18 protein-coding genes are annotated in these 25,200 nt (G+C 71.8%); 3 read left to right on the top strand and 15 right to left on the bottom strand.

Annotated features, from left to right (window positions below; translation table 11 throughout):
- The first annotated feature begins 38 nt into the window (after positions 1-38).
- Together H9Y04_RS38205 and H9Y04_RS38200 are read left to right on the top strand one after the other, a co-directional pair.
- Positions 39-1,736 (top strand): sensor histidine kinase, encoded by a 1,698-nt coding sequence (locus tag H9Y04_RS38205; protein ID WP_187818800.1) that lies wholly within the window; start codon positions 39-41, stop codon positions 1,734-1,736.
- The gene (locus tag H9Y04_RS38200; protein ID WP_187818799.1) at positions 1,733-2,413 is read left to right on the top strand and encodes a response regulator; all 681 of its coding nucleotides are present in this window, start codon (positions 1,733-1,735) and stop codon (positions 2,411-2,413) included. Before H9Y04_RS38205 ends, H9Y04_RS38200 begins: the two co-directional genes overlap by 4 nt.
- Before the next feature lie 236 nt (positions 2,414-2,649).
- On the opposite strand, the gene H9Y04_RS38195 is transcribed toward H9Y04_RS38200, so the two are convergent.
- The 7 genes from H9Y04_RS38195 to H9Y04_RS38165 form a co-directional block, all read right to left on the bottom strand.
- Positions 2,650-4,242: a monocarboxylic acid transporter gene (locus H9Y04_RS38195; RefSeq protein WP_187818798.1), complete on the bottom strand. Its 1,593-nt coding sequence runs from the start codon at positions 4,240-4,242 to the stop codon at positions 2,650-2,652.
- Positions 4,239-4,718 (bottom strand): DUF485 domain-containing protein, encoded by a 480-nt coding sequence (locus H9Y04_RS38190; protein ID WP_308801708.1) that lies wholly within the window; start codon positions 4,716-4,718, stop codon positions 4,239-4,241. The genes H9Y04_RS38195 and H9Y04_RS38190 overlap by 4 nt, the downstream gene beginning before the upstream one ends.
- A 120-nt stretch (positions 4,719-4,838) precedes the next feature.
- Positions 4,839-5,549, bottom strand: coding sequence for a response regulator transcription factor (locus H9Y04_RS38185; RefSeq protein ID WP_187818797.1), 711 nt, complete (start codon positions 5,547-5,549; stop codon positions 4,839-4,841).
- Positions 5,546-6,700 carry a sensor histidine kinase gene (locus H9Y04_RS38180; RefSeq protein ID WP_187818796.1) on the bottom strand — a complete coding sequence of 385 codons (1,155 nt, stop codon included), beginning with the start codon at positions 6,698-6,700 and terminating at the stop codon, positions 5,546-5,548. The genes H9Y04_RS38185 and H9Y04_RS38180 overlap by 4 nt, the downstream gene beginning before the upstream one ends.
- Positions 6,697-7,197, bottom strand: coding sequence for a DUF1453 domain-containing protein (locus tag H9Y04_RS38175; protein ID WP_187818795.1), 501 nt, complete (start codon positions 7,195-7,197; stop codon positions 6,697-6,699). Before H9Y04_RS38175 ends, H9Y04_RS38180 begins: the two co-directional genes overlap by 4 nt.
- Before the next feature lie 164 nt (positions 7,198-7,361).
- A complete protein-coding gene (locus tag H9Y04_RS38170) occupies positions 7,362-7,814 on the bottom strand; it encodes an NUDIX hydrolase (protein ID WP_187818794.1) in 453 nt (150 codons plus the stop codon).
- Between the two features lie 63 nt (positions 7,815-7,877).
- On the bottom strand, positions 7,878-9,995 hold the full coding sequence (locus H9Y04_RS38165; RefSeq protein ID WP_187818793.1) for a DNA gyrase/topoisomerase IV subunit B: 2,118 nt from the start codon (positions 9,993-9,995) through the stop codon (positions 7,878-7,880).
- A 478-nt stretch (positions 9,996-10,473) separates the two neighbouring features.
- On the opposite strand from H9Y04_RS38165, the gene H9Y04_RS38160 reads away from it, so the two are divergent.
- Positions 10,474-10,704 (top strand): DUF7455 domain-containing protein, encoded by a 231-nt coding sequence (locus tag H9Y04_RS38160; protein WP_165332145.1) that lies wholly within the window; start codon positions 10,474-10,476, stop codon positions 10,702-10,704.
- A 119-nt stretch (positions 10,705-10,823) separates the two neighbouring features.
- Here H9Y04_RS38160 and H9Y04_RS38155 read toward each other — a convergent pair whose 3' ends face one another.
- The 8 genes from H9Y04_RS38155 to H9Y04_RS38120 all read right to left on the bottom strand — a co-directional run bounded on the left by H9Y04_RS38155 (position 10,824) and on the right by H9Y04_RS38120 (position 25,107).
- Positions 10,824-11,648: a S1 family peptidase gene (locus tag H9Y04_RS38155; RefSeq protein WP_187818792.1), complete on the bottom strand. Its 825-nt coding sequence runs from the start codon at positions 11,646-11,648 to the stop codon at positions 10,824-10,826.
- A 181-nt stretch (positions 11,649-11,829) separates the two neighbouring features.
- On the bottom strand, positions 11,830-13,374 hold the full coding sequence (locus tag H9Y04_RS38150) for an RNA polymerase sigma factor (RefSeq protein WP_187818791.1): 1,545 nt from the start codon (positions 13,372-13,374) through the stop codon (positions 11,830-11,832).
- A gap of 366 nt (positions 13,375-13,740) precedes the next feature.
- A complete protein-coding gene (locus tag H9Y04_RS38145; RefSeq protein WP_187818790.1) occupies positions 13,741-14,628 on the bottom strand; it encodes a FadR/GntR family transcriptional regulator in 888 nt (295 codons plus the stop codon).
- A 214-nt stretch (positions 14,629-14,842) separates the two neighbouring features.
- Positions 14,843-16,927, bottom strand: coding sequence for an ATP-binding cassette domain-containing protein (locus tag H9Y04_RS38140; protein ID WP_187818789.1), 2,085 nt, complete (start codon positions 16,925-16,927; stop codon positions 14,843-14,845).
- A gap of 434 nt (positions 16,928-17,361) precedes the next feature.
- A complete protein-coding gene (locus H9Y04_RS38135) occupies positions 17,362-18,108 on the bottom strand; it encodes an NUDIX hydrolase (RefSeq protein WP_187818788.1) in 747 nt (248 codons plus the stop codon).
- Between the two features lie 826 nt (positions 18,109-18,934).
- On the bottom strand, positions 18,935-20,854 hold the full coding sequence (locus H9Y04_RS38130; protein WP_236071983.1) for a glycogen debranching N-terminal domain-containing protein: 1,920 nt from the start codon (positions 20,852-20,854) through the stop codon (positions 18,935-18,937).
- A gap of 494 nt (positions 20,855-21,348) precedes the next feature.
- Entirely contained in the window at positions 21,349-22,842 is a 1,494-nt protein-coding gene (locus H9Y04_RS38125; RefSeq protein ID WP_187818786.1) for a DUF4192 domain-containing protein, read from the bottom strand.
- 111 nt (positions 22,843-22,953) lie between these two features.
- Positions 22,954-25,107, bottom strand: a complete 2,154-nt coding sequence (locus tag H9Y04_RS38120; protein ID WP_187818832.1) for a RecQ family ATP-dependent DNA helicase — start codon at positions 25,105-25,107, stop codon at positions 22,954-22,956.
- Between the last annotated feature and the right edge of the window lie 93 nt (positions 25,108-25,200).

Below are 25,200 nucleotides of genomic sequence, written 5' to 3'. Positions count from 1 at the left end.
TTCGGCGCCGGGCCGATGCCGCCGTACCGTTTGTGCCCATGACCCCCTCCGCTTCCGGCAGCACGCGCCGGCGCCTGCGCAGACCGCGCCTCGGCCTGCCGCGCAAGGCGTTCACGCAGGTGCTCCTGATGCAGCTGGGGATCGCGGCCGGTGTGGCCGTGCTCGCGACCGGTCTCTTCCTGGCGCCGCTCGGCAAGGAGATGGACGACCAGGCGATGCGCCGGGCGCTCGCGATCGCGGAGGCCACCGCCGCGGCGCCGCGGATCGCCGAGGATCTGCAGCGGACCCGGCCCACCGCGGACGGCCCGGTGCAGGAGGAGGCCGAACGGATCCGTGCGGCCACGGGCGCCGAGTACATCGTGGTGATGGACCGCCGCGGGGTGCGCTGGTCGCACGCCAACCCGCGGCAGGTCGGCAAGGTCGTCTCCACCGACCCGAGCGATGCGCTCGCGGGCCGCGATGTGATGGAGATCGACAACGGCACGCTCGGGCGCTCGGCCCGTGGCAAGGTGCCGCTGCGCGACGAGAGCGGGGCGATCGTCGGCGCGGTCTCGGTCGGCATCGAGTACGACAGCGTGCGGGCCCGGCTCCTGAACGCGATCCCCGGCCTCTTCGCGTACGCGGGGGGCGCTCTCGCGGTCGGTGCGCTCGCCGCCTATCTGATCTCGCGCCGGGTGCAGAAGCAGACCCGTGACCTGGCCTTCTCCGATATCTCGGCGCTGCTCGCCGAGCGCGAGGCGATGCTGCACGGCATCCGCGAAGGGGTGGTCGCCCTCGACCGCCACGGCCGGATCCGGCTGCTCAACGACGAGGCCGAGCGGCTGCTCGGGCTCGGTGGCGCGGCCGTCGGCAAGCCGCTCGACGAGGCGCTCGGCGCGGGCCGCACCACCGATGTGCTCGCGGGCCGGGTGACCGGCACCGATCTGGTGACGGTACGGGGCCGGCGCGTCCTGATCGCCAACCGGATGCCCACGCACGACGGCGGCGCGGTGGCGACCCTGCGCGACCGCACCGAACTGGAACAGCTCGGCCGCGAACTGGACTCCACCCGCGGCCTGATCGACGCCCTGCGCGCCAAGGACCACGAGCACGCCAACCATCTGCACACCCTCCTGGGCCTCCTGGAGCTGGAGATGTACGAGGACGCGGTGGAGTTCGTGGGCGAAGCGGCCGGGGCCCAGCGCGTGACCGCCGAGCAGATCACCGAGAAGATCCACGATCCGCTGCTCGCCGCGCTGCTCGTCGGCAAGGCCACCGTCGCCTCCGAGCGCGGGGTCACGCTGCGGCTGTGCGCGGGCACGCTGCTTCCCGACCGCCTCGTGGGACCTCAGGATCTGGTGACGATCGCGGGCAACCTCGTCGACAACGCCCTGGACGCCGCGACCGGCAGCACCCGGGCCGAGGTCGCGGTCGAGGTGCGGACCGAGGGCAACGAGGTCGTCCTGCGCGTACGGGATTCGGGCCCGGGAGTGCCGCCCGAGAAGCGCGAGCTGATCTTCACGGAGGGCTGGTCCACCAAGGAGTCCCCGGCCCACCGCGGCCGCGGGATCGGCCTGGCCCTGGTCCGCAGGCTCGCGGAGCGCCAAGGCGGCACCGCGCGGGTGGACGACGCGGCCGACGGGGGCGCCGAGTTCACCGTCGTACTGCCGGAGGCGCTGCGGGACGAGACGCCGCGCACGAAGGTCGGCGGGCAGAGCACAGCGGGCCGCACGCACACCATCGGGGAAACACGATGATCCAAGTCCTGGTCGTGGACGACGACCTGCGCGTCGCCAAGGTGAATGCCGCCTACGTGGACAAGGTCCCCGGCTTCCGCGTGGCCGCACAGGCGCACACCGCGGCCGAGGCCCTGGAGCGGATCGAGTCCGCCGGGCCGATCGACCTGATCCTGATGGACCACTATCTGCCGGACGACACCGGCCTCTCGGTCGTACGGCGGCTGCGCGAGCGCGGCGACCGCACCGACGTGATCATGGTGACCGCCGCGAGGGACGTGGCGACCGTGCAGGCGGCGATGCGGCTCGGGGCGCTGCAGTACCTGGTCAAGCCGTTCACATTCGCGGGTCTGCGCGGTCGTCTGGAGGCGTACGCGGCGCTGCGGCGGACCCTGGACGGTGGCGGCGAGGCCGAACAGTCCGAGGTGGACCGGATCTTCGGCGCCCTGTCCACGGACACCTCACTGCAGCTGCCCAAGGGCCACTCCCCCGAGACGGCCGAGCTGATCCGCCGCGCCCTGATGGCGGCCGAAGGCCCGCTCTCGGCCGCGGAGATCGCCGACCGCACGGGCCTCAGCCGCCAGACCGCCCAGCGCTACCTGAAGCTCCTGGAACGCACGGGCCGCGTCCGCCTCGGCCTCAAATACGGCGACACGGGCCGCCCGGAACACCGCTACGAGTGGGCCGCGAGCCTGTAGCCGTCCGAGCGCAGGATCCACGCGCCGCCCCGCATCAGTCGCCGAGGAACCACACGTACCGGTGACAAATGCCGACGAGCATCGGGAAGCGCGTGGCGTCGAGACCGGCGAGGGTCTCCCACGCGACCCCGCCCGCCCGCGCCACGATGTCCCGGACTCGTGCCGGACTTGTAGGTCGATCATCACAGCAAGCTAGTGCGACCCCGCGTACCCGGGCCAGGGGATAACGCGAAGGCTCACACCGCCCCCGCACCCGTCAGCGAGCGCACCTCGGTCTCCGCGTGCTTGGCCTTGTCCGGGCCCTGGGGCGACGTGGCCGTGCCGACCCAGCCGGCCAGGAAGCCGAGGGGGATGGAGATGAGGCCGGGGTTCTCCAGGGGGAAGAGGTGGAAGTCCACGCCGGGGAACATCGCGGTCGGTGAGCCCGAGACCACCGGCGAGAAGATCACCAGGAGCATGGCGGGGATCAGCCCGCCGTAGACGGACCAGACCGCGCCGCGGGTGGTGAAGCGGCGCCAGAACAGCGAGTACAGGAGCACCGGAAGGTTCGCCGACGCGGCCACCGCGAAGGCGAGACCGACCAGGAACGCCACGTTCAAGTCCCGTGCGAGCAGCCCGAGTCCGATGGCGGTGAGGCCGATGCCGACCGCCGCGATCCGCGCGACCGCGACCTCGCTGCGCGGCTTGGCGTGCCGGCGCCGCAGCGACGCGTACAGGTCGTGCGCGACCGAGGCCGACGAGGCGAGCGTGATGCCGGCGACGACCGCGAGGATCGTGGCGAAGGCGATCGCGGCGACGACGGCGAACAGGACCGTTCCGCCCGTTGAACCCGCGCCGCCGCCCAGATCGAGGGAGAGCAGCGGGATCGCCGTATTGCCCGAGGCATTGGACGCCTTGACCTCGCTGGAGCCGACGATCGCGGCCGCACCGAAGCCGAGCACGATCGTCATCAGGTAGAAGCTGCCGATCAGACCGATCGACCAGACGACGGACCGGCGCGCGGCCCGTGCGGTGGGCACGGTGTAGAAGCGCGACAGGATGTGCGGCAGACCCGCCGTACCGAGCACGAGCGCCAGACCGAGGCTGATGAAGTCGAGGCGCGCGGTCCAGTCGCCGCCGTAGCGCAGGCCCGGCGCGAGGAAGTCCTTGCCGTAACCGCTCTTGTCCGCGGCCGAGTTGAGCAGATCGTTGAAGTCGCCGTGGAAGCGCACCAGGACCAGCACGGTGAGCGCGATCGCGCCGCCCATCAGGAGCACGGCCTTGACGATCTGGATCCAGGTGGTGGCCCGCATCCCGCCGAGGGACACGTACACGACCATGAGGGCGCCTACTCCGATGACGGTCCAGGACTGGGCCGCCTCGCTCGTGCCGCCGAGCAGCAGCGCCACGAGACTGCCGGCGCCGACCATCTGCGCCACCAGGTAGAGCACGGAGACGGTGACGGAGGAGGTGCCGGCCGCGATCCGTACGGGCCGCTCGCTCATCCGCGCGGCAACCACGTCGGCGAGCGTGAACCGGCCGCAGTTGCGCACCAGTTCGGCCACGAGCAGCAGGACGACCAGCCAGGCGACGAGGAAGCCGACCGAGTAGAGCAGCCCGTCGTAGCCGTACAGGGCGATGAGTCCGGAGATGCCGAGGAAGGAAGCGGCGGACATGTAGTCGCCCGCGATGGCGAAACCGTTCTCCATGGGCGAGAACAGCCGGCCGCCCGCGTAGAACTCCTCCGCGCTGCCGTGCCGGTTGCGGCTCACCCAGGTGGTGATCCCGAGCGTGACCGCGATGAACGCGCAGAAGAGCAGCAGCGCCAGTGTCTGGTGATCGCCCGTCAACGCCCGACCCCCCGCGTCAGTTCCTGGGTGTCCCAGCGCAGATCGAGCGCGGCCCGGTCCCTGCGCAGCCGCGCATGGCGGGCGTACGCCCAGGTCAGCAGGAAGGTCGTGAGGAACTGTCCGAGGCCGGCGACCATCGCCACGTTCACCGCGCCCGCCACGGGCTGCGCCATGAACCCGGGCGCCATGGTGGCGGCGAGGATGTACGCGACGTACCAGGTGAAGAAGGCGATGACCGCGGGGATCACAAAGCGGCGGTACCTGCTGCGCACCTCCTGGAAGGCGGCGCTCGCCTGCACCTCCAGATAGATACTGGCCGCGTCGGGACGCTGCTCCGCGGCCCGCGGCGCGGGCGGTGCGGGCGCGGATGCGGGGGCGCCGGTGCTGTCCAGCTCACCCCAGCCCGAGGCCAGTGCGTCGTACCAGGGGTCGTCGAACCGGATCTGTCCGGTCCGCCGCCCGTCGTGCTTCTCCACCGAACTCTCCTTGTCCGTGGCCGGTTTGGCCGCGTGCCCAAGGATGGGCGGACCGGGAAGATCCCGGACACTTCTGGCTGATCTGTTCACTCCATCAGGTGAAGCGTGACCAAAGTGACCTCAGCGGCCGGGCGGTTCGGCGATCCCGTGCCGGTAGGCATAGCGCACGGCCTGCGTACGGTCCTTCAGGCCGGCTTTCGCGAACAGGTTGTTGATGTGCGTCTTCACCGTGGCGGTCGAGACCTGGAGGGCGCGGGCGATCTCGTTGTTGGTCCGCCCATCGGCGATATGGGCCAGGACCTCGGCCTCGCGGGCGGTGAGCCCGTCGGGCAGCTCGGCGGGCGGCCCTGCGGGCGCCACCGGCTCCGAGAGGCGCTCCAGAAGCCGCAGTTGGACCTGGGGAGCGAGTCCGGCGTCGCCGGACATCACGGCCTCGACGGCCCGCACGATGTCGTCGCCCCCGGCGTCCTTGGTGAGATAGCCCCGCGCTCCGGCCTTCAGGGCCGGGAAGAGCGACTCGTCGTCGGCGTAGGTGGTGAGCACCACGACCTGGGTGCCGGGGTGTTCCGCGCGGATACGGCGGGTCGCCTCGACCCCGTCCATGCGCGGCATCCGCAGGTCCATGAGGACCACGTCCGGGGCGAGTTCGGCCACCAGGCGCACGGCCTCCTCGCCGTCCCCCGCCGCGCCGACCACCTCCATGCCGGGCAGCAGCCCGAGCAGCATCACGATGCCCTCGCGCACCACGGTCTGGTCGTCGGCGACCACGACCCGCACGCTTGTGCCGCGCTCGTCGCCCGTACGCGTATCGCGCTCGTCGCCCGCGCTCATTCCGGCACCCGCAGCCGCACCACGAACCCTCCGCCTCCACCTTCGACAGGTCCCGCTTCGAGCGATCCGCCGAGCAGTTCGGCGCGCTCGCGCATCCCGCGCAGACCGTATCCGCTGCCGGTCGCGGCCAGCTCGCCATCGGGCCGAGCGCCTCCGAAGTCCCGTACTTCCAGGGCCGCTTCGCCCTCCTCGTACGAGAAGCGCAGCCGCACCGAGGCGCCGGGCGCGTGCTTGCGCACGTTGGTGAGCGCCTCCTGCGCGACCCTTCGTACGGTCTGCGAGGCCTCGGCGCTCAGCAGCCGCGGGGTGCCGGTGACCTCCACCTCCACGTCGTCGAGCGCCCGCAGGAAGTGCTCCACGGGCGCCATGTCGCCGCGCAGCGCAGAGAGCGCCTGCCGGGTCTCCGCGAGCCCTTCGCGCGCCATCCCGCGTGCGGCGACGACACGTGCGAGCACCTGCTCCTTGGGCGCGTCGCGCTCGACGAGCAGCCGGGCGGCCTCCAGGTGCACGAGCTGCGCGGAGAGGCTGTGGGCGAGCACGTCGTGGATCTCGCGGGCGATCCGGGCGCGTTCGGTGAGGGCGGCGGACTCGGCCTCGGCGGCGAGCGCGGCGCGCTCCTGCTCGATCAACTGCCGCTCCCTGCCCCGCCCTTCGGCATCGAGCCGCAGCACGTACCCGACCAGGCAGAACGTGGCCGCCGTCAGCAGCGTGCGCGTCCAGGAGCTCTCGGAGACCGGGACGAACCCCCCGTACGCGAGGACGGCCGAGCCGAGAGCGACGGCCAGCGGCAGCCGCTTGAGCGCCAGCACGATCGCCGCGCACCACACCCCCATGCCGACGGTCTCCATCCCCGCCGCCTGGGCGCCGATGGCGCCGCCGACCAGGACGGCGAGCAGGGCGAGGGAGGGCCCCAGCACGTGGTCGAGCGTGGTGCGCAGATACAGCTGCCATACGCCGGCACAGACCAGCAGGACCACCACGTCGACGGCGCTCGCCCACGTGGGAGAGGCCGGTTCGCTGATCACGTTCCACAGCACGAACCCCGCGATGGCCACCCGCCCGCACCACGCGAGCAGCAGACGCTGCCGGCCGAGCCGCTCGCGGGTGAGCGACTCGCGCGCGGGCCAGCGCAGCCAACTGGTGCGGGTCACATGTGGTCCTTCCACGCGGCGTGCGGGAAACCGACGGCCTCACGGTACGTGCGGGTGCGCCACTGCAGGACCCCCGCCCGCGCGAGCAGCATCGCGGACAGCCCCAGGACCAGGGCGGCGCTGCTCTGCCGTACGCCGAAGGCGGCACCGATCCCGTAGAGCCCGGCCCGGGCGGCGATACCGCCCGCCCACACGGCGAGCGTCAGCCTGGTGCCCTTGGTCCACGCGGCGCCGTCGTCCGCGCGCCAGACCTCGGTCGTACGGGCGAACAGCGCGCCCATCGCCACCGAGAGCACCAGGTCCACCGCGAGCAGCGCGGCGGCCCCCGCGGTCTGCCCGTCCCCGAGCAGATCCGGCTTGCCCGCCGCGACGAACGCGAGCACGACCGGCAGCACCCACCAGCGCCGCTCGTCGGCGATCCGGCGCGCCTTGAACTGGCTCAGCACGATGAGCGCGACGACCCCGATGAGCAGCAGTCCATTGGCGATCTCCGACATGGTGTCCTCCCTGTCCCTTGTCCCTGCCTTCTCCCTGTCTTCGAAAGTAGGGAAAAGGGCAGGTCACAGGATCGGAGTGCAGGTGGAACCCGGGTGGAAAACGGCGCTCCACCCCAGGGTGGAGCGCCGAGGTCTCGCACCGCCACCCGCCGGTGGATCAGGTCTCAGACCGCCACCCGCCGGTGGATCAGCTCGCGGTGCACGGGCATCAGCGCCTCGGGGAGTGCATCGGGGTCGAACCACCCGGCCTCGAGGATCTCGAACGAGTCGATCTTCAGCGTCCCGCCGGTGAGCTCCGCCTCGTACGCGACCTCGACCCGCAGCCGGAACCCGCTGTTGAGCATGACCAGTTGCCCGGTCACCACGTCGAGGCCGGTCTCCTCCTTGACCTCGCGCACCACGGTCCCGGGAAAGTCCTCACCCCGCGCCGCATGCCCGGTGGGCAGCCCCCAGCACCGGTCGCGCGGCCACATCCGGTGCCGCAGCAACAGCACCCGGCCCTGCCGGTCCCGGACCACCCCGGTCACCCCGACGGTGAACTTGGCGTGCGCGAGCCACATGATCCGCCACTGCCACGGCCGCACCATCCGCCACAGCCGCGCGACGATCCTGTACACCCTGTTCCTCCCCCACGGACGGTGGGCCCCACCTGAGGCGGGGCCCACCGGTGCCGGCGATCGTCAGGCGTCGATCCGCGAGCGGTCAAGCGTGGCCGCGGAGCTGGTGATGAACTCCTTGCGCGGTGCCACGTCATTGCCCATCAGGAGGTCGAAGACCTGCTCCGCGGCGTCCAGCTCACCGATGTTGATCCGCCGCAGCGTACGGAAGCGGGGGTCCATCGTGGTCTCCGCCAGCTGGTCCGCGTCCATCTCGCCGAGGCCCTTGTAGCGCTGGATCGAGTCCTTGTAGCGGATGCCCTTGCGCTGGAACTCCAGGATCGTCTGCCGCAGCTCGTTGTCCGAGTACGTGTAGACGTACTTGTCCTGGCCCTTCTTGGGCTGGACCAGCTCGATCCGGTGCAGCGGCGGCACCGCGGCGAAGATCCGCCCGGCCTCCACCATCGGCCGCATGTACCGCTGGAACAGCGTGAGCAGCAGCGTACGGATGTGCGCGCCGTCCACATCGGCGTCGACCAGGAGGATGATCTTGCCGTAGCGCGCGGCGTCCACGTCGAAGGTCCGTCCGGACCCTGCTCCTATGACCTGGATGATCGCGCCGCACTCGGCGTTCTTGAGCATGTCCGAGACGGACGCCTTCTGAACGTTGAGGATCTTGCCGCGGATCGGGAGCAGCGCCTGGAACTCGGAGTTCCGCGCGAGCTTGGCCGTACCGAGCGCCGAGTCGCCCTCGACGATGAAGAGCTCGCTGCGCTCCACGTCGTCGCTGCGGCAGTCCGCGAGCTTGGCCGGCAGCGAGGAGGACTCGAGCGCGGTCTTACGGCGCTGCGCCTCCTTGTGCTGACGGGCCGCGATGCGCGTACGGGCGGCGGCGACCGCCTTGTCCATGACCGCGCGGGCCTGCGCCTTGGCGTCCCGCTTGGTCGAGGTCAGGAAGGCCTTGAGCTCCTTGGCCACCACATTGGCCACGATCCGGTTGGCCGCCGAGGTGCCGAGCACCTCCTTGGTCTGGCCCTCGAACTGCGGCTCGGCCAGGCGCACCGTGACAACCGCGGTCATGCCCTCCAGGGCGTCGTCCTTGACGATGTCGTCCTCGGCCACGCGCAGGAGTTTGGCGGAGCGCAGGACCTCGTTGACCGTCTTGGTGATCGAGCGCTCGAAACCGGTGACGTGGGTGCCGCCCTTGGGCGTGGCGATGATGTTGACGAAGGACTTCACCGTCGTGTCGTAACCCGTGCCCCAGCGCAGCGCGATGTCCACGCCCAGCTCGCGGGTGACCTCGGTGGGGGTCATGTGCCCGACCTCGTCGAGGACCGGGACGGTCTCCTTGAAGGTGCCCGAGCCGGTCAGCCGCAGCACGTCGCAGATCGGCTTGTCCGGCGCGAGGAACTCGCAGAACTCGCTGATGCCGCCGTCGAAGCGGAAGGTCTCCTCGCTCTTGCCCACGCCCTCGAGGTCCCGCTCGTCGCGCACGACGATCGTGAGACCGGGCACCAGGAAGGCGGTCTGACGGGCGCGCTGGTGCAGGTTCTCCAGGGAGAGCTTGGCGTCCTTGAGGAAGATCTGCGTGTCCGACCAGTAGCGCACCCGCGTGCCGGTACGGCCCTTCGGGACGCGCTTGCCCTTGGTCAGGCCGCTGCCTGCCGTGAACTTCGCGTCGGGCCCCTCGCCCTCGAAGGAGCCGGGGACACCGCGGCGGAAGCTGATCGAGTGCACGGTGGAGCGGTCGACCTCGACGTCGAGCCGCGCCGACAGTGCGTTCACCACGGAGGCGCCCACACCGTGCAGACCGCCGGAGGCCGCGTACGAGCCGCCGCCGAACTTTCCGCCGGCGTGCAGCTTGGTCATCACGACCTCGACGCCGGAGAGCCCCGTCTTGGGCTCGACGTCGACCGGGATCCCTCGCCCGTTGTCACGGACCTCCACGGACCCGTCCTCGTGCAGGATCACCTCGATGCGGTCGCAGTGGCCGCCGAGGGCCTCGTCGACCGCGTTGTCGATGATCTCCCACAGGCAGTGCATCAGGCCGCGGCTGTCGGTCGAGCCGATGTACATGCCGGGGCGCTTGCGGACCGCTTCGAGTCCCTCGAGGACGAGGAGGTGCCGCGCGGTGTAGTTGGAACCGTCCCGGTCTGCTCCGCTCAGCAGCGCTGTGGACGTCACGGACGTTTCGGCGGTCACGCGTTTCGCTCCTCGCTGAATTTCATTTGGGGCCCCGATGCCGGGGTCCGGTACCGAGTACCGCGTCAGAGGGTACCGAGGCCTGGTAGAGCCGATGTAACGCCACCCTCGGCTGACGACAGACTAGTGCAGAGTCGCATGCCTGTTCGATCCCTCGAAGGGGTGATGCGGATATCACGTTCCCAACCAGGCATGAACCATTTAGGCTCCGGGCACGTCCTCATGAACAACCCGTCCAGCCAGGGCGGGAAGGACCAGGCAGGCCAGCCGAACAACCGACTACAGGACACGACAAGCAACTCGGCAGACAAGCGAACCCGTAAGCCGCAAGCCAGCACTACGGCACCTTCGCCGCCACCCGGTTGCAGCCGACCACTCGAGAAGAAATTTTCGAGTCCAAGCCCCGAGCGGGAACGTTTTCGGGCTGGTTGGATGTTGACCCTGGTACGACAGCTCGTCGAGCTAGAGAAGAGGCGACGTGACTACTGTTCTGACCCCAGCGAACCCGCTGACGGCCGCTGACCGATGCGACCGCTGCGGCGCCCAGGCGTATCTGCGCGTCGTACTCCTGAGCGGCGGAGAGCTGCTCTTCTGCGCCCACCACGGCCGCAAGTTCGAGCCGGAGCTCAAGAAGATCTCCGCTGAGATACAGGATGAGACGGAGCGGCTGACGGCTGTTCCCGCAGTCGCCGACACCGAAGAACGCTGACACTTCGCATCCACGACGAGCGAGCCAGCGCCGGCCAGGCCGGTCAATGAGGAAGGGCGGGCACCCCCACAGGGGTTGCCCGCCCTTCACTTTGCCCGCTTGGGGCAAGGCCGCTGCCGCTACTGCGTCAGCCTGGCGACCAGCTCGCTGATCCGCGTATAGACGCCGGGGCTGCCGGCCTGACCGCAGCCGCTCCCCCAGGACACCAGGCCGATCAGCCGTCCACGGGCCACCAGCGGCCCGCCGCTGTCGCCCTGGCAGGCGTCCCTGCCGCCCTCCAGCTCGCCCGCGCACAGCATCACGCCGCGCAGATACGTGCCGTCGGCGTTCCCCGGGTAGGCCGCCTCGCAGGCCGTGTCCGGCAGCACCTGGACCCTGGCGGCCCGCAGGGAGCGCGCATAGTCGCCCTGCCCTGTGGTGTCGCCCCAGCCGTACACATGGGCGCGTGTGCCCGCCTCGTAGGCGGGGTCGCCCACGGGCGCCATGGCGATGACGTGGTCCTTCGGCAGCGGCTTGTCCAGGGTGAGGATCGCGAGGTCCCCGGCGTTGGTGAACGAGTCGTACTCCTCGTTCACCCAGACGCTGCGCACCGCCACCTCACGGCCGCCCGCCGCCCTCAGATCGTTGCGCCCGGCGATGATGTGCAGATCGTCGACGGTCTCCAGAGGGGCGCCGAGCACCTCCATGCTGAGACAGTGCGCGGCGGTGAGCACGGTGGTCGGCGAGACCACGGCGCCGCCGCAGAACTGTCCGGCACGCGTACCTCCGAACCGGTCACGGCTGGCCAGCGCCACGGCCCAGGGACTGTCGGACACCTGCACGGGACTGCCGCCGATCACCACACCGTCGGCCGCCGCGGGAACCGGGGCGGCGAGCGGTGCCGCGACAGCCGCCGCCACCAGGGCGGCAGCGGTCGAAAGCCGCCTGCTCAGAGATCGACGCATGCGCACTCCTGACTCTGCGTGGTCATGATTACGCTCAGCGTCATTCAGTACGACAAGGGGCGCGACCTGGACCGCAGCGGCCAGGAGCCGACAAGCGGCGAGCCCGGCAGCCCCCGCGGTGCGGGAGTGCCGGGCTCGTCTGTGTAAAGCCTCGTCAGGCCTCGTGGAACCTCGGTGAGACCTAGTCGAGGTAGTCGCGCAGGACCTGCGAACGCGACGGGTGGCGCAGCTTCGACATGGTCTTCGACTCGATCTGACGGATGCGCTCACGCGTCACGCCGTAGACCTTGCCGATCTCGTCGAGGGTCTTCGGCTGACCGTCGGTGAGACCGAAACGCATCGAGACGACGCCCGCCTCGCGCTCGGAGAGCGTGTCGAGGACGGAGTGCAGCTGCTCCTGGAGGAGCGTGAAGGAGACGGCGTCCGCCGGGACGACGGCCTCCGAGTCCTCGATGAGGTCACCGAACTCGCTGTCGCCGTCCTCACCCAGGGGGGTGTGGAGGGAGATCGGCTCGCGACCGTACTTCTGGACCTCGATGACCTTTTCAGGGGTCATGTCGAGCTCCTTGGCCAGCTCCTCCGGGGTGGGCTCACGGCCCAGGTCCTGGAGCATCTGGCGCTGGACGCGCGCGAGCTTGTTGATGACCTCGACCATGTGCACCGGGATACGGATGGTGCGGGCCTGGTCGGCCATGGCGCGGGTGATCGCCTGACGGATCCACCAGGTGGCGTACGTGGAGAACTTGTAGCCCTTGGTGTAGTCGAACTTCTCGACCGCACGGATCAGACCGAGGTTGCCCTCCTGGATCAGGTCCAGGAAGAGCATGCCGCGGCCGGTGTAGCGCTTGGCCAGCGAGACCACCAGACGGAGGTTGGCCTCCAGGAGGTGGTTCTTGGCGCGGCGGCCGTCCTCGGCGATGATCTCCAGCTCGCGCTTGAGCTTCGGCGCGAGCTTGTCCGCGTTCGCCAGCTTGTCCTCGGCGAACAGGCCGGCCTCGATGCGCTTGGCGAGCTCGACCTCCTGCTCGGCGTTGAGCAGCGGGACCTTGCCGATCTGCTTGAGGTAGTCCTTGACCGGGTCGGCGGTGGCACCGGCGACGGCGACCTGCTGGGCCGGAGCGTCGTCCTCGTCCTCGTCGGAGAGCACGAAGCCCTTCGACTCGCCCTCGCCCTCTTCCTCCTCGCCGGCCTTGCCCGCGGTCGGCTCCTCGACCGGCTCGTCGCCGTCGAGCAGCTCGTCGTCCTTCTTGCCCGCGGTCTTCTTGGCGGTGGTCTTCTTGGCCGCCGTCTTCTTGGCGGCGGTCTTCTTCGCGGCCGTCTTCTTGGCTGCGGCCTTCTTGGCAGGGGCGTCGTCCTCGACGGAGGCCTCGACCTCGGCGGCGGGGGCGGCGGTCGCGGCCGCGGTGGTCTTCTTCACCGGGGCCTTGGCGGCGACGGTCTTGGTAGCGGTGCGCTTGGCCGGACTCTTCGCTGCGACGCTCTTGCGGGTGCGCTTGGGCGACTCCGCGGCACTGACCATCAGCGTCACACCCTCTTCCTCGAGGATCTGGTTGAGGCTGCGCAGAACGTTCTTCCACTGAGTGGCCGGAATCTGGTCAGCTTCGAAGGCCCGACGCACGTCATCGCCGGCGATCTGCCCCTCAGCCTTTCCCCGCTCGATGAGCGCCATCACAGATGCGGACTCGGCGATCTCCGGCGGGAGCGTACGGGATGTGCTGGCCGACACGAACAACCTCTCGGAACGATGGAAAACGGCTTCCGGCTCCGTCCACTGTGGATTCGGAGCCGACGTCCGCCGACTGGGGATGGCCGACGGCGAGGCGGGCGATCCGCGGAGCTCACACAGCACCACAACCGGCTGCTGTATTCCTTCCTCGGCAGTCACCTCTTAGGTCATCGCGCTGCCACGCTGAGCGTTACGCCCAATCTTCGTGGCCCGAGTCACACCGCGTAACCGGTGATAACGCTTAGAAGCGGACATACACCCACGCAAACAGCCGCCGGACCCGGTGCGAACCGGCCCGGGTCCGGCGGCTGCGAAACGAAAGAGACGGAAAAACAAGATCAACGATCAGTGATCGGAGATCCTCGGTCAGTGCTCGCGGGGCGCCGGCACCACGCGCTCCACGTCCGGGTGCACCGTGAGAAGTTGACGCATCGCGTTCTCGGCGGCTACCCCGTCGCCCGCCGCGAGGGCGTCGACGATCCGGCCGTGGTGCCCGAGCGCGGCCTCGCCGTGCCGGTCGCAGCCGGTGAGGGGGCCGCCGGAGACCTGGAGCGCGGCCGAGACGATGCCCGAGAGGTGCTCCAGCATGCGGTTGCCCGCGAGCTGGATGAGCAGCGAGTGGAACTCGGCATCGGCGCGCGTGAAGGTGAGCGCGTCGCCCTGCCCGAGCGCGTGGCCCATGATCTCGACCATGTCGGCGAGGCGCTGCTGCAGCTCGTCGCGGCCGTTGCCCGCGGCGAGGCGGGCGGCGAGCGGCTCGATCGTCCAGCGCAGCTCGGTCAGCTCGCGGCGCTGGCTGTCGCGCTGCGGTCCGAAGGCCCGCCACTCGATGATGTCCGGGTCGAGAAGATTCCAGTCGCTGACCGGCCGCACCCGCGTACCGACATTGGGGCGGGCGCTCACGAGGCCCTTGGCCTCCAGGACGCGCAGCGATTCGCGGACGACGGTGCGGGACACCTCGAAACGCTGGCCGATCTCCTCGGGGACCAGCGGACGGTCCGCGCCGAGGTCGCCGGAGACGATCATCTGGCCGAGCTGCTGGACGAGTTGACCGTGCAGGCCGCGTCCGCGGCTGCCGGCCGCACGCCGGCCGACGCGGCCGAGATCCTGCTCGTGGCCCTCCCAGGCCGGTGCGGGTACACGGTCGACGCCGGGCGTCTCCGCGTAGGGGTAGCGGTCGATTTCGCCCGGTCCGGCGAGGCCGGAGTCGGCGGAGCGGGCGGCGGTCATCATGGTGTGCGCAAGGGTACTCACGGATCCTTTGTCGGCGCGGTCCCCAACCCCCTTGAGGTCTTTGGTGAAAAGCACACGAAAGGGTGATCGCTTACCTTGCCGCAATTGACGCCTTATCGTAAAGAAAGCGGCATTACCTGGGTGTTGTGGGTCGATCGGACCGAAGGACCGTTCTGTTCTGCTATCGGCAGCGGGAGTTCGGGTCCTCCGACGGCCGCCGCACGGTGTGCTGCGGCTAGCGCACGCGGCTGCGCATCGACGTGAGCAGATACGCCGCCATCAGCGCCACGAGGCTCAACGCCAGCGTGAACGCGATGGGTTGGGCCAGCATTCGCACCGCACCGGCCACATAGCGCTCGGTGCCGATCGGCCACTGCACGAGCGCGAGATCACGCAGCCGCGCGGGCAGTCCCGCAGCGGTGCGCACGGCCGGGCCCTCCAGCGCCTTCTGCACGACGGGGACCAGCACGACCGGTACGGCGAGCAGCGCGGCGAGTCCGGCCGCGGTGGACCGGAAGACGCCCGCGGCGAGCAGACCCGCCCAGGAGCAGCCGGTGACGAGGCAGAGCCAACTCGCCGTGAGGGAAGGCCAGTCGGAGGGCAGCCGCGTCACTTCCTCCCCGTAGACGACATGCAGCAGGGCGGCGTCGCAGACCAGGACGAGGGCCGCGATCAGCAGCGCGGTCGCGGCGCAGACCACGAGCTTCGCGAGGAGCAGCCCGAGGCGGCGCGGGACGGTGCCGCGGTCGGCGGCGAGCGCGGGGTGCTTGAACTCGTCGCCGAACGACAGCGCGCCGAGCAGCCCGGCGCCGAGCGCCGCGGGAGGGAGCGGCAGGTCGTACGGCCAGGCCGCGAGGAGCCGGGGCAGCGGGGTGTGCCCGGAGCGCGCCAGGATCACGGAGAGCAGGGCGGAGACGGCGAGCACGAAAGCCACGGTCAGGTAGCCCGTGGGGATGCCGGCGGCCCTACGGAGCTCGTACCGCAGGGGGCGGAGCGGGGAGCGGGCGGGGTGGACGGTGATCGGGGGCGGGAGGGGGTGGAGCGGCAGTCCTGAAGTGACCGGCTGGGGGCCTGAGTTGACGTTCTCCTTCTCGGTTCTGTCGGGCTTGCTGTCCGCTTCCGACTGCTTCTGGTCTTCGTTGTGCGAGGGGGCGGTCGCGGCCTCCGCCTTCGCCGTCTCCAGTGCTGCCTTCGCTTCGGCGGGGGTGGCGGTGGGGGGTGTCGGCGCAGGGGGCGAGGGGGGCGGGGTCGGGTGAGTGGGGGTCTCGTGGGCGGAGGGCTCGTGCGTGGAGTGGGCGGGGGCCGGGTGGGCGGAGGATCCGTGGGCGGGGTGGGCGGGGGCCAGGTAGATGGGTGCCGCGTTCGACGGGGTCGGGTGGGCGAGTGCCGCTTTCGCCGGGGTCGGGTGCGCGTCGGTGGACGGGCGTTCCTGCGGCGGGGGCGGAGGGCCCGAGTCACCCAGTTCGTCGGCGAGTTGGTGCAGCAGGACGCCGTGCTTGTACGCGGTCTCGCCGACATCGGCGGTGCTGCTGCCGTAGACCGACAGACGGTTGCCCTCCTCGCGCACGACCTCCACGGAACGCCGCGCGACCCTGGCCTCCTTGGACAGCAGGGCGAAGAGACGGGCCGCGTGCGGGGAGCGGATGGCGACGCGGGGGCGGAGCCGGGTACGGGCGAACTCGGCGGCGTCCTGGTCGGCGACGACGCAGCCCTGCTCGAGCGTGATGACACGGTCGGCGGTGCGCGCGGCTTCCTTGGGGTCGGACGTGGTGAACAGGACCGTGCCGCCCTGCTGGGCGTGGGCGCGCAGCATCGCATGCAGCCAGGCGGCTTCGCGGGCCGAGAGGGCTTCGGTGGGGGCATTGAGGACGAGCGTGTGCGGGTCGGCGAGGAGGGCACAGGCGAGGCCGAGGCGGCGGTCCATGCCGCGCGAGAGCGTGCCGAGGCGTTCGTCGCGCAGGCTCACCAGGCCGACCACTTCGAGGACTTCGTCGGCGCGGGTGGCCGGGACACCGCTCGCGGCGCACAGCATGCGGAGCTGTCCGCGGACCGTGCGGGCCGGGTGGCCCGGGACGTCGCCGAGCAGGATGCCGACCTCGCGTGAGGGGTGGGCGATGCGGTTCAGGGGCCTGCCGCGGAAGTACGTCACCCCGCGGCCGGGCTTGAGCTGGAGCATCAGCCGCAGCACTTCGGTGGTTTCGGCCGGAACGGCGCCGAGCAACGCCGTGACCCGGCCGGCGCGCGCCTCGAAGGAGACGTCGTCGATCGTGGGCGGCAGGTCCTTCTTGGGATTGCTGGTCAGTCCGGTGGCCTGGATCATCGCTTCTCTCGCGCGCGGGGCGGGGGGCGGTCGGGGCCCTGGGTACCTTCAGCACGATAACGGGATATTTGGCCGTTTTTGGGCAGGAGTGGGCGACGGTGTCGGGGGTGGCTCGGTCGTATGTACGGGCGGTGTCGCTCGCGCGTGCGGACGGGTGGGTGGCCGCGTACGGAGGAGGACGCGGCCCAGGGTGCGGGCGGGTGGGTGGCCGCGTGCGGGCGGGCTCGGCGAGGGCGCGCGGATGGGCCGGGCGCGGGGTGCGCGGGCGGGCAGGGTGCGCGGGCGGGCCGGGGGGGCGGGGGCGCGGGCGGGCTCAGCGAGGGTGCGCGGGCGGCCCGGGGGCGGGGGCGCCGGCGGGCCGGGCAAGGTGCGCGCGGGTGGGCCGGGGGCGGGCCGGCGGCGGGCGGCCAGGGGCGGTCCGGCGGACCGCCCGCTCAGACCTCGGGGCGGAGCATCGGCGGATTGAGGAGCGTCGCGCCGCCGGCGCGGAAGAGCTGGGCCGGGCGGCCGCCCTGGCGGGTGGTGGTGCCGCCCGTGGGCACCAGGAAGCCGGGCGTGCCGGTGACCTTGCGGTGGAAGTTGCGGGGGTCGAGGGCCACGCCCCAGACCGCCTCGTAGACCCTGCGCAGCTCACCGACGGTGAACTCCGGTGTGCAGAAGGCCGTGGCCAGCGAGGAGTACTCGATCTTCGAGCGGGCCCGCTCGACTCCGTCGGCGAGGATCTGCGCGTGGTCGAAGGCGAGACTGCCCTGCTCGCCGTCCTGGTCGAGGAAGGTCTCGACGGGTGACCAGCGCGCGCTGTTGGCGTCGCCGCCCGCGCGGGGTGCGGGCAGGTCGGGGGCGAGGACGAGGTGCGCGACGCTCACCACGCGCATACGGGGGTCGCGCTGCGGGTCGCCATAGGTGCCCAGCTGTTCGAGATGCGCACCGTTGCCCGCGGATTCGGGGGCGGCCGGATCATGCACGCAGAGGCCGGTCTCCTCCACGAGCTCGCGGGCCGCGGCGGCCGCCAGATCCTCGTCGGCCTTCACGAATCCGCCCGGCAACGCCCACCGTCCCTGAAAGGGCGGCTCCCCGCGGCGCACCGTCAGAGCGCACAGCGAGTGACGACGCACGGTCAGGACGACCAGGTCGACGGTGACGGCGAAGGGCGGGTAGGCCGACGGGTCGTAGGGCGACATGACGCGATCATAGTCGTCTGGCTGACGATAAACACCCGGTTCGGATGCGCCAGACGGGACCGGCCGGGCGAGGTCGGTGCGGGACGCATGGACGGACCGGCCAGGCGCACTCGGCGCAGGTCCGGGCCGCCCACCGAGGTACCCGATGCCGCGCCTGGGGCCACCCGCCGAAGACCGCGGGGCCACCCCGATGCGGGGTCCGGGCCGCCCGCTTAGCACCGCTGGCCACCTAAGCAGGGCCCGAGCCGCCTGCTTAGGACCGCCGGCCACCCCAAGCAGGGCCAGAGCCACCCGCCGAAGACCGCGGGGCCACCCCGATGCGGGGTCCGGGCCGCTTGCTCAGCACAGCCGACCACCCCGATGCAGGGTCCGGGCCACCCGCTTAGCACCGCCGGCCACCCCAAGCAGGACCCGAGCCACTCACCGAAGACCGCCAGCCACCCAATGCCCGGCCCAGGCCGCATGACGAGCGCCGCCGGGCCGGTCCCCATGCGAGTACCGACCCCCTGACGAGATCCGCCAGGCCGATCTCCACGCGAGCCCCGAGTCGCCTGACAAGGCCCGCCAGGCGGGACCCACGGCGGGTACCGGACCCCTGACAAGATCCGCCAGGCCGATCTCCACGCGAGCCCCGAGTCGCCTGACAAGGCCCGCCGGACGGAACCCCACGGGGGTACCGGACCCCTGACGAGTTCCGCCGGGCCGCCCCCTGCGAGCCCGGCCCACCTGCCCACTCGGCACGTGTCCGATGGTGCCCGTAGTCCGTAGTCCGTACCGGGCAGCCCCCGGGTCCCCCGCCTGTCACGCGCGGCGGGGCACTCCACCCTCATCCACCCCCCGTACGCACCCCGAGCTGCAACCCCTCCCCCGCCTGCTCGACCATCGCGAGGCCGAGGCGGCTGATGCGTACGGCGAACGGGGCTCCCGCGATGCGCAGGCCCGTGAGGTTCAGCTCGCCCAGGGGTGCGCTGCCGACGGGGGCCAGGGAGACCGTGCCGCTGACCGCGTCCGGGCGGATGCCCGCCTGGGTGAGGAGCAGATGGATGCCCGCGGCCGCCGAGACCGCCGCGGGCCGGCAGGCCGCCGGATGCGGGAGGGGCGCGCCGCCCGCCACGCGCTGCTCCCCCGCGTACATCTCGGGCAGCCGCCCGCCGAACTCCTCGGCGGCGGCGAGCACTCCGCCGAGCAGCGCGCCCGCCTCCTTCTCGTAGCCCGCCGCCGAGAGCCCGGCAACGGCGACGGCGGTTTCGTGGACGCGGACCGCTCCCCCTCGGTGCCCGAACGGGTTGTACCCCGCCTCCTTCGCCCCGAGGCTGCGCAGCCCCCAGCCCGAGTCGAGTGCGGGCCCGCCGAAGAGCCGGGCGAGCTGCTCGGTCTGGACCCGGTCGAGCAGGCCGGGCGCCGGCACGCCGCCGCCGAGCAGCCCGGTGTCGAGCAGATGGGCTGCCGCGCTGCCGAGGTGAGGCACGAGCCGTCCGTCGGCGGTGCGGGCCGCGGCCGGGCGGCCGCCACCGAGGTCATCGATCCAGAACTCCCGCCGGAAGGCCTGCCTCAACTCGGCTGCCCAGTCCCGCCATTGAGCCGCACCGGGCCGCTCGTACAGCTCGAGGAGATCGGCCCCGAGCAGCGCCGCCCGGTGCGCATGGGCCTGGGTCTCACAGCGCAGCGGACCGCCCGGGACCGGATCGGCGAGATAGCCGCCACCCGCGACGGCCGAGCGCAGCCACCGCAGACAGCGTTCGGCCGCGGGCAGCAGCTCGTGCGCTTCCTCCTCCGGCAGGCCCCAGCGCAGCGCCTCGGCCAGCAGTACGGGGAAGAGCAGGGTGGCCTCGACACCGGTGCTGCCGGGCGGCAGATGCGGCCCTGCGTCCCGCAGGGGTCCGGGGATCAGGCCCGCGTCCGGGCCGTCGCCGCCGAGCTGGGTACGGGCGAGCGTGCGCAGGGTGCCGACGGCGAGACGGGTGCCGAGGGGCAGTGTCATCCGGGCTGTGGCCAGGGCCTCGGCGGGCGCGAGCCCGCAGCGCCAGGGTGCGCCGGCCGCGGGATGGATGTCGGCGGGATGGGCGGGGTCACGCAGCAGCAAGGACTGCAGATCGTCGATGCACGTGGCGAGGAGCCTTGCCGCTCCGGGATCGTCGCCTTCCGCCTGGGCCGGCGAGAACGGGGCGTGCGCGGTCTGGGCAGCCGGGCGCAGCGCGCTCGTGCCGCCCAGGCGCACGGACAGTTCGATGCTGCGGCTGCCGCCCGGCGGCAGCTCGACCTCCCAGCGCAGCAGCCCCGCGGACGCGAGGGCGTCCTGCGGTGCGGGGTCGGCCGAGACCACCGCGTGGTCCGTGCCCGAGGACCAGCGCAGCCCCGAGTCGTAGACGCTGGCGGCCAGTTCGGGCCCCGCACTGCCCGAGGCGACAGCTCCGAGCTCGGCGAGGTCGGTGGCGAGCGCGAGCTCCACGGGAAGGCGCAGCGCTCGCGGGGCCGAGCTGTGCAGGGTGATGCGCTCGATGCCCTGTGCATCCCTGATGCGCTCCACGGTGACGACCGGGTCGGGCCCGCTCCCGTCGATATGCCGTACGACGGCGACGAAACGCGCACGGTCCGCCGACAGCAGCCGCCCCTGCACGGCCAGCGGTTCACGGCCGGCGATCCGCAGATGGCAGCGGGACAGAAGACGCCGGCCCGCCCGGTAAATGCCGTCCAGGCCGTGACCGGTCAGCTGGCCGTGTTCGGAGGAGATCGCGAGGCCTGGCATGGCCACGCAGATCAACGAGGCGTGCACGGGAGGCAGTTGCCGCGCGGCACGGGGCGCGGCTCCAGGACCATCGCCGGGCGTGGGGCGTGCGGTCGGACTGGGTCGGCGGGGGGCGGCCGGGTTCTCCGCCCGCGTCGGATGAGACGGCACGGATAGGGACATGGCAGCTGGCTTCTTCGCTTTCTCGGGCCGGAGCGAGAGGGGCGGGCGGTGTGGCAGCACCGGACGGTTCGACGGGGACGGGCGCCGAACCCTTCGCAACCGGCGCCGCCGGCACGGCCGTTGCCCCGCCGGCCGCAACCCGCCGGACAAACGGCTTGCGCCACTCAGGTGAACGGAGCGGCGGCGCCCGGGGTCACGGGCAGGGCCCAGGACACTGGTTGCGGACACGACAGGAAGAGCCGAGCGTCCGGCGGACGCACCACAGCGAGGCGAGCGTCCGACCGGCACGACACCGAAGCGCGAGGATCCAGGCGCCGTTCGCCGCGCACAGGTCACGACCGGCCCCCAGGTTCGCGCTCACCCTGGCCCGTGACCCCGTCCTCGGCACCCCGCCGCTGGCGTGGAACGGTCCGCGCAGGACCGGGCTTCGGACGCCGCCCGGCAGGTACCCTCCGCCGGCTTGAAGGGTGTCGCCTCATCGCGGCCGCACGGCCGCAGGCCCCACTTTCGTCACCATCCGCCACCTCCGCTGGGCCACCCGTCCCATTCGCCTCGTCCGCCTCACCCGCCCTGTCCAGTTCGCGCACCTCACCCAGTCCGAACAACTCCCCCTGAACCAGCACCCCTTCACTCACCAGCACACCCACCGGCGGCCACACACCCGTCGGCAGGTGCAGCGGCGCGTACGCGGCCATGCTGCTGCACAGCGCCGCACGCATCGCCTCGAGCGGCATGTCCGCACCGATCGCCCGATACAGCACGTCGGCCAGACCGCAGTCCGGCTCCACGGCGAGCGCCATCTCCAGCGAGATCCGGGCCTCCGTGGGATCGCCCACGCACCAGGCCGCCCATCCCGCCAGGGTGCGCACCGCGGCGCCGTACGGCCCGTACACCCCGACGCAGCGCCGCGAAAGCGCACGCCACAGGCGCAGTGCGGCAGCGGCCTGCAGCCCGTCCATCCAGAGCGTGGCGCGGTCACGGGTCTCGGGATCCTGCAGGCCCACGAGAGCACGGGCCACCTCGGCGTCGGTGAGCAGCCGGTCGTCCCACTCGTCCTCGCGCGCCGAGCGCGGCGGCGGCCCGTCCTGCAGGCGGGCGATCATGCCGCTGATCACCAACAACGTGCCGGCCGCGAACTCCCGCTCCCCGTCGCCGCCCATCAGCCGCGGCAGCGCCTCCCCCACGGCGTCGTCGATGGCCTCCTCCTGGGACGCCACCGACGGGCCCGTCAGCGGGGCGAGCCGTGCCTCCATCTCCCGTTGCGTACCGCGGACCTGGATCCCCGCGAAGGTCGCCGACGCCGCGATCACCGATGTGCCGGGCCTGGGCATCGGCCGGCCTTCCGGCGGACAGCAGTCCTCACCCGCCTCCGTACACGCGTAGGACCAATAGCGGTCCCCGGACAGGCACAGCGCCTCCAGAACATTCAGCCCGAGGTCCCGGCAGGTGGCGAGCAGGGAGTCGGCCAGCGGGCGCAGGCTCTCCATCACCTGGCGCCCGCTCTCGCCGGGGCCCGGCTCGCGACAGAGGTACGCGATGACAGCATCGGGGCGCTCACCGCCCGCCCGCCGCTCCACCTCCTGCACCAGACAGCGCGGCAGCTCCTGGGCGATGAACTCCCAGTCCTCCGCCTGCCCGGGAATCCCGAGCCGCACCCGCCCCGCGAACTGTCCACGGTCGCCCTGGAGCGCGACCAGGACCAGGCTGTCCGAGGGGTGGTACCCCATGAAGTACGGGAGTGCGTCCGCCAGTTCACCGGCGGTGCGCAGGGTGACCATGGGCATCGAGAGGTCACCGGGTGCTGTGGGTTCGTTGCGTTGCGTCATGCCACGAGAGTGCACCGGATCAGCGAATTCCGGTTTCCCCTGTGGATAACTCCGGTTCCGGACATGCCAATTGCCCGTACCGCAGCCGCCCCACAGGGGACTCCGAGGCCCTCAGCCCGCAGCCGCCAGCACCAACGGCAGCACCGGACCGCTCCCCGAGCGCCGCAGCAGTCGCGCCGCCACCGCGAGGGTCCAGCCCGAATCCGTGTAGTCATCCACCAGAAGGACCGGCCCCTTGGCCCGGGCCAGCGCGGCCGCCAGCTCGTCATCGACCATGAAGGCCTCGGAGAGCGCCTTGAGCCGCTGCGCCGAATTGCTGCGCCGCAGCACGTTCTCCCCCCGCGCGTACGAGAGGGAGCCGAGCAGCGGCAGGCGTCCGATCCGCGCGATCCCCTCGGCGAGTGAGCCGACGAGCTGCGGGCGGGAGAGGGAGGGCACGGCGACGATCCCGACAGGGCGGTCGATGGCGTCGGCCACCCCCGGCGCCCAACCCCCGGGCGAACGCGCCCAGTCGGCGAGCACCGCCACCGCGGCCTTCAGGACATCCTCGGGAACCGGCCCGTCCGGCGCCTGCTCGGCGAGCAGCGGCCGCAGCCGGTTGCCCCAGCCGATGTCGGAGAGCCGGCCGAGCGCCCGCCCGGTCGAGCACTGTTCACCCGCGGGGATACGCCCCTTGAGCTCGACACCGAGTGCGGCCATCCCGGTGGGCCACATCTTCCGCGGCTCGACTTCGACCCCAGGCCGGTCCAGTTCCTTGGCCGCGCCCGCCAGCGCATCGCCGGAGACGGCCGAATCCACCCAGGGCCCGGCGCAGTTGTCGCACCGTCCGCACGCGGTCGCGCCCTCGTCGTCCAGCTGACGGCGCAGAAACTCCATCCGGCACATCGAGGTGGTCACGTAATCCCGCATGGCCTGCTGTTCGGCCGCGCGCTGCTTGGCCACCCAGGCGTACCGCTCCGCGTCGTAGACCCAGTCGGCGCCGGTGGCGGTCCAACCGCCCTTCACGCGCCGCACCGCACCGTCCACATCGAGCACCTTGAGCATCGTCTCGAGCCGGGTGCGCCGCAGGTCGACGGAGGCCTCGAGGGCCGGTACGGAAAGCGGGCGGCCCGCGCCGGCCAGTGCCGAAAGCGTCTGCCGTACCTGCTGTTCGGGCGGGAAGGCGGTGTCGGCGAAGTACCGCCAGATCGCCTCGTCCTCCTTGCCGGGCAGCAGCAGGACGTCGGCGTGCTCGACACCACGGCCGGCGCGGCCGACCTGCTGGTAGTACGCGATGGGCGAGGAGGGCGAGCCCAGGTGGACCACGAAACCCAGGTCCGGCTTGTCGAAGCCCATGCCGAGCGCCGAGGTCGCGACCAGGGCCTTCACCCGGTTCTTGAGCAGATCCTCCTCGGCCTGCAACCGGTCCGCATTCTCCGTGCGCCCCGTGTACGAGGACACGGCGAAGCCGCGCGCCCGCAGGAAGGCCGTGGCCTCCTCGGCGGCGGCGACCGTCAGCGCATAGACGATGCCGGAGCCCTGCAGTTCGTCGAGATGTTCGGCGAGCCAGGCCAGACGGTGTGCCGCATCGGGCAGTTGGACCACGCCCAGGCGCAGGCTCTCGCGGTCGAGCGGCCCGCGCAGCACCAGCGCCTCACCGCCGCCCGTGCCCAACTGCTCGGCCACGTCGGCCGTCACCCGGCTGTTGGCGGTCGCGGTGGTGGCCAGGACCGGGACGCCCGCGGGCAGTTCGGTGAGCATGGCGCGCAGCCGGCGGTAGTCGGGGCGGAAGTCATGCCCCCAGTCGGAGATGCAGTGCGCCTCGTCGACCACCAGGAGGCCCGTGGTGGCGGCGAGCCGGGGCAGCACCTGCTCGCGGAAGTCCACCGAGTTCAGCCGCTCGGGGCTGACCAGGAGCACATCGGTCTCGCCGCGCTCCACCTCGCCGTAGATGGCCTCCCACTCCTCCGGATTGGCGGAGTTGATGGTGTGGGCGCGGATACCGGCGCGGGCCGCGGCCTCCACCTGGTTGCGCATCAGGGCGAGCAGCGGCGAGATGATCACGGTGGGGCCCGCGCCGCGCCGCCGAAGCAGCGCGGTCGCCACGAAGTAGACCGCCGACTTGCCCCAGCCGGTGCGCTGCACCACCAACGCGCGCCGGTGGTCCTTCACCAGCGCCGCGACGGCCTGCCACTGGTCCTCGCGCAGGCGCGCGGAACCACCCGCGTCGCCGACGAGTTCGGCCAGTACGGCATCGGCCTCGGCGCGCAGCTCGCCGGCGTCCAGCGCTTGGAAAGCCACTGATGCGGGAGCCGCCGCTTCGGCGCTCGGATCCACTTCGTCTTCTCGGTGCATCCCCCCATGCAACCGGACACCACT

The organism is Streptomyces polyasparticus, assembly GCF_014493765.1.
GTDB lineage: Bacteria > Actinomycetota > Actinomycetes > Streptomycetales > Streptomycetaceae > Streptomyces > Streptomyces polyasparticus.
Note: the sequence above shows the minus strand (reverse complement) of the source record. Positions and strands in the feature narration are given on the sequence as shown.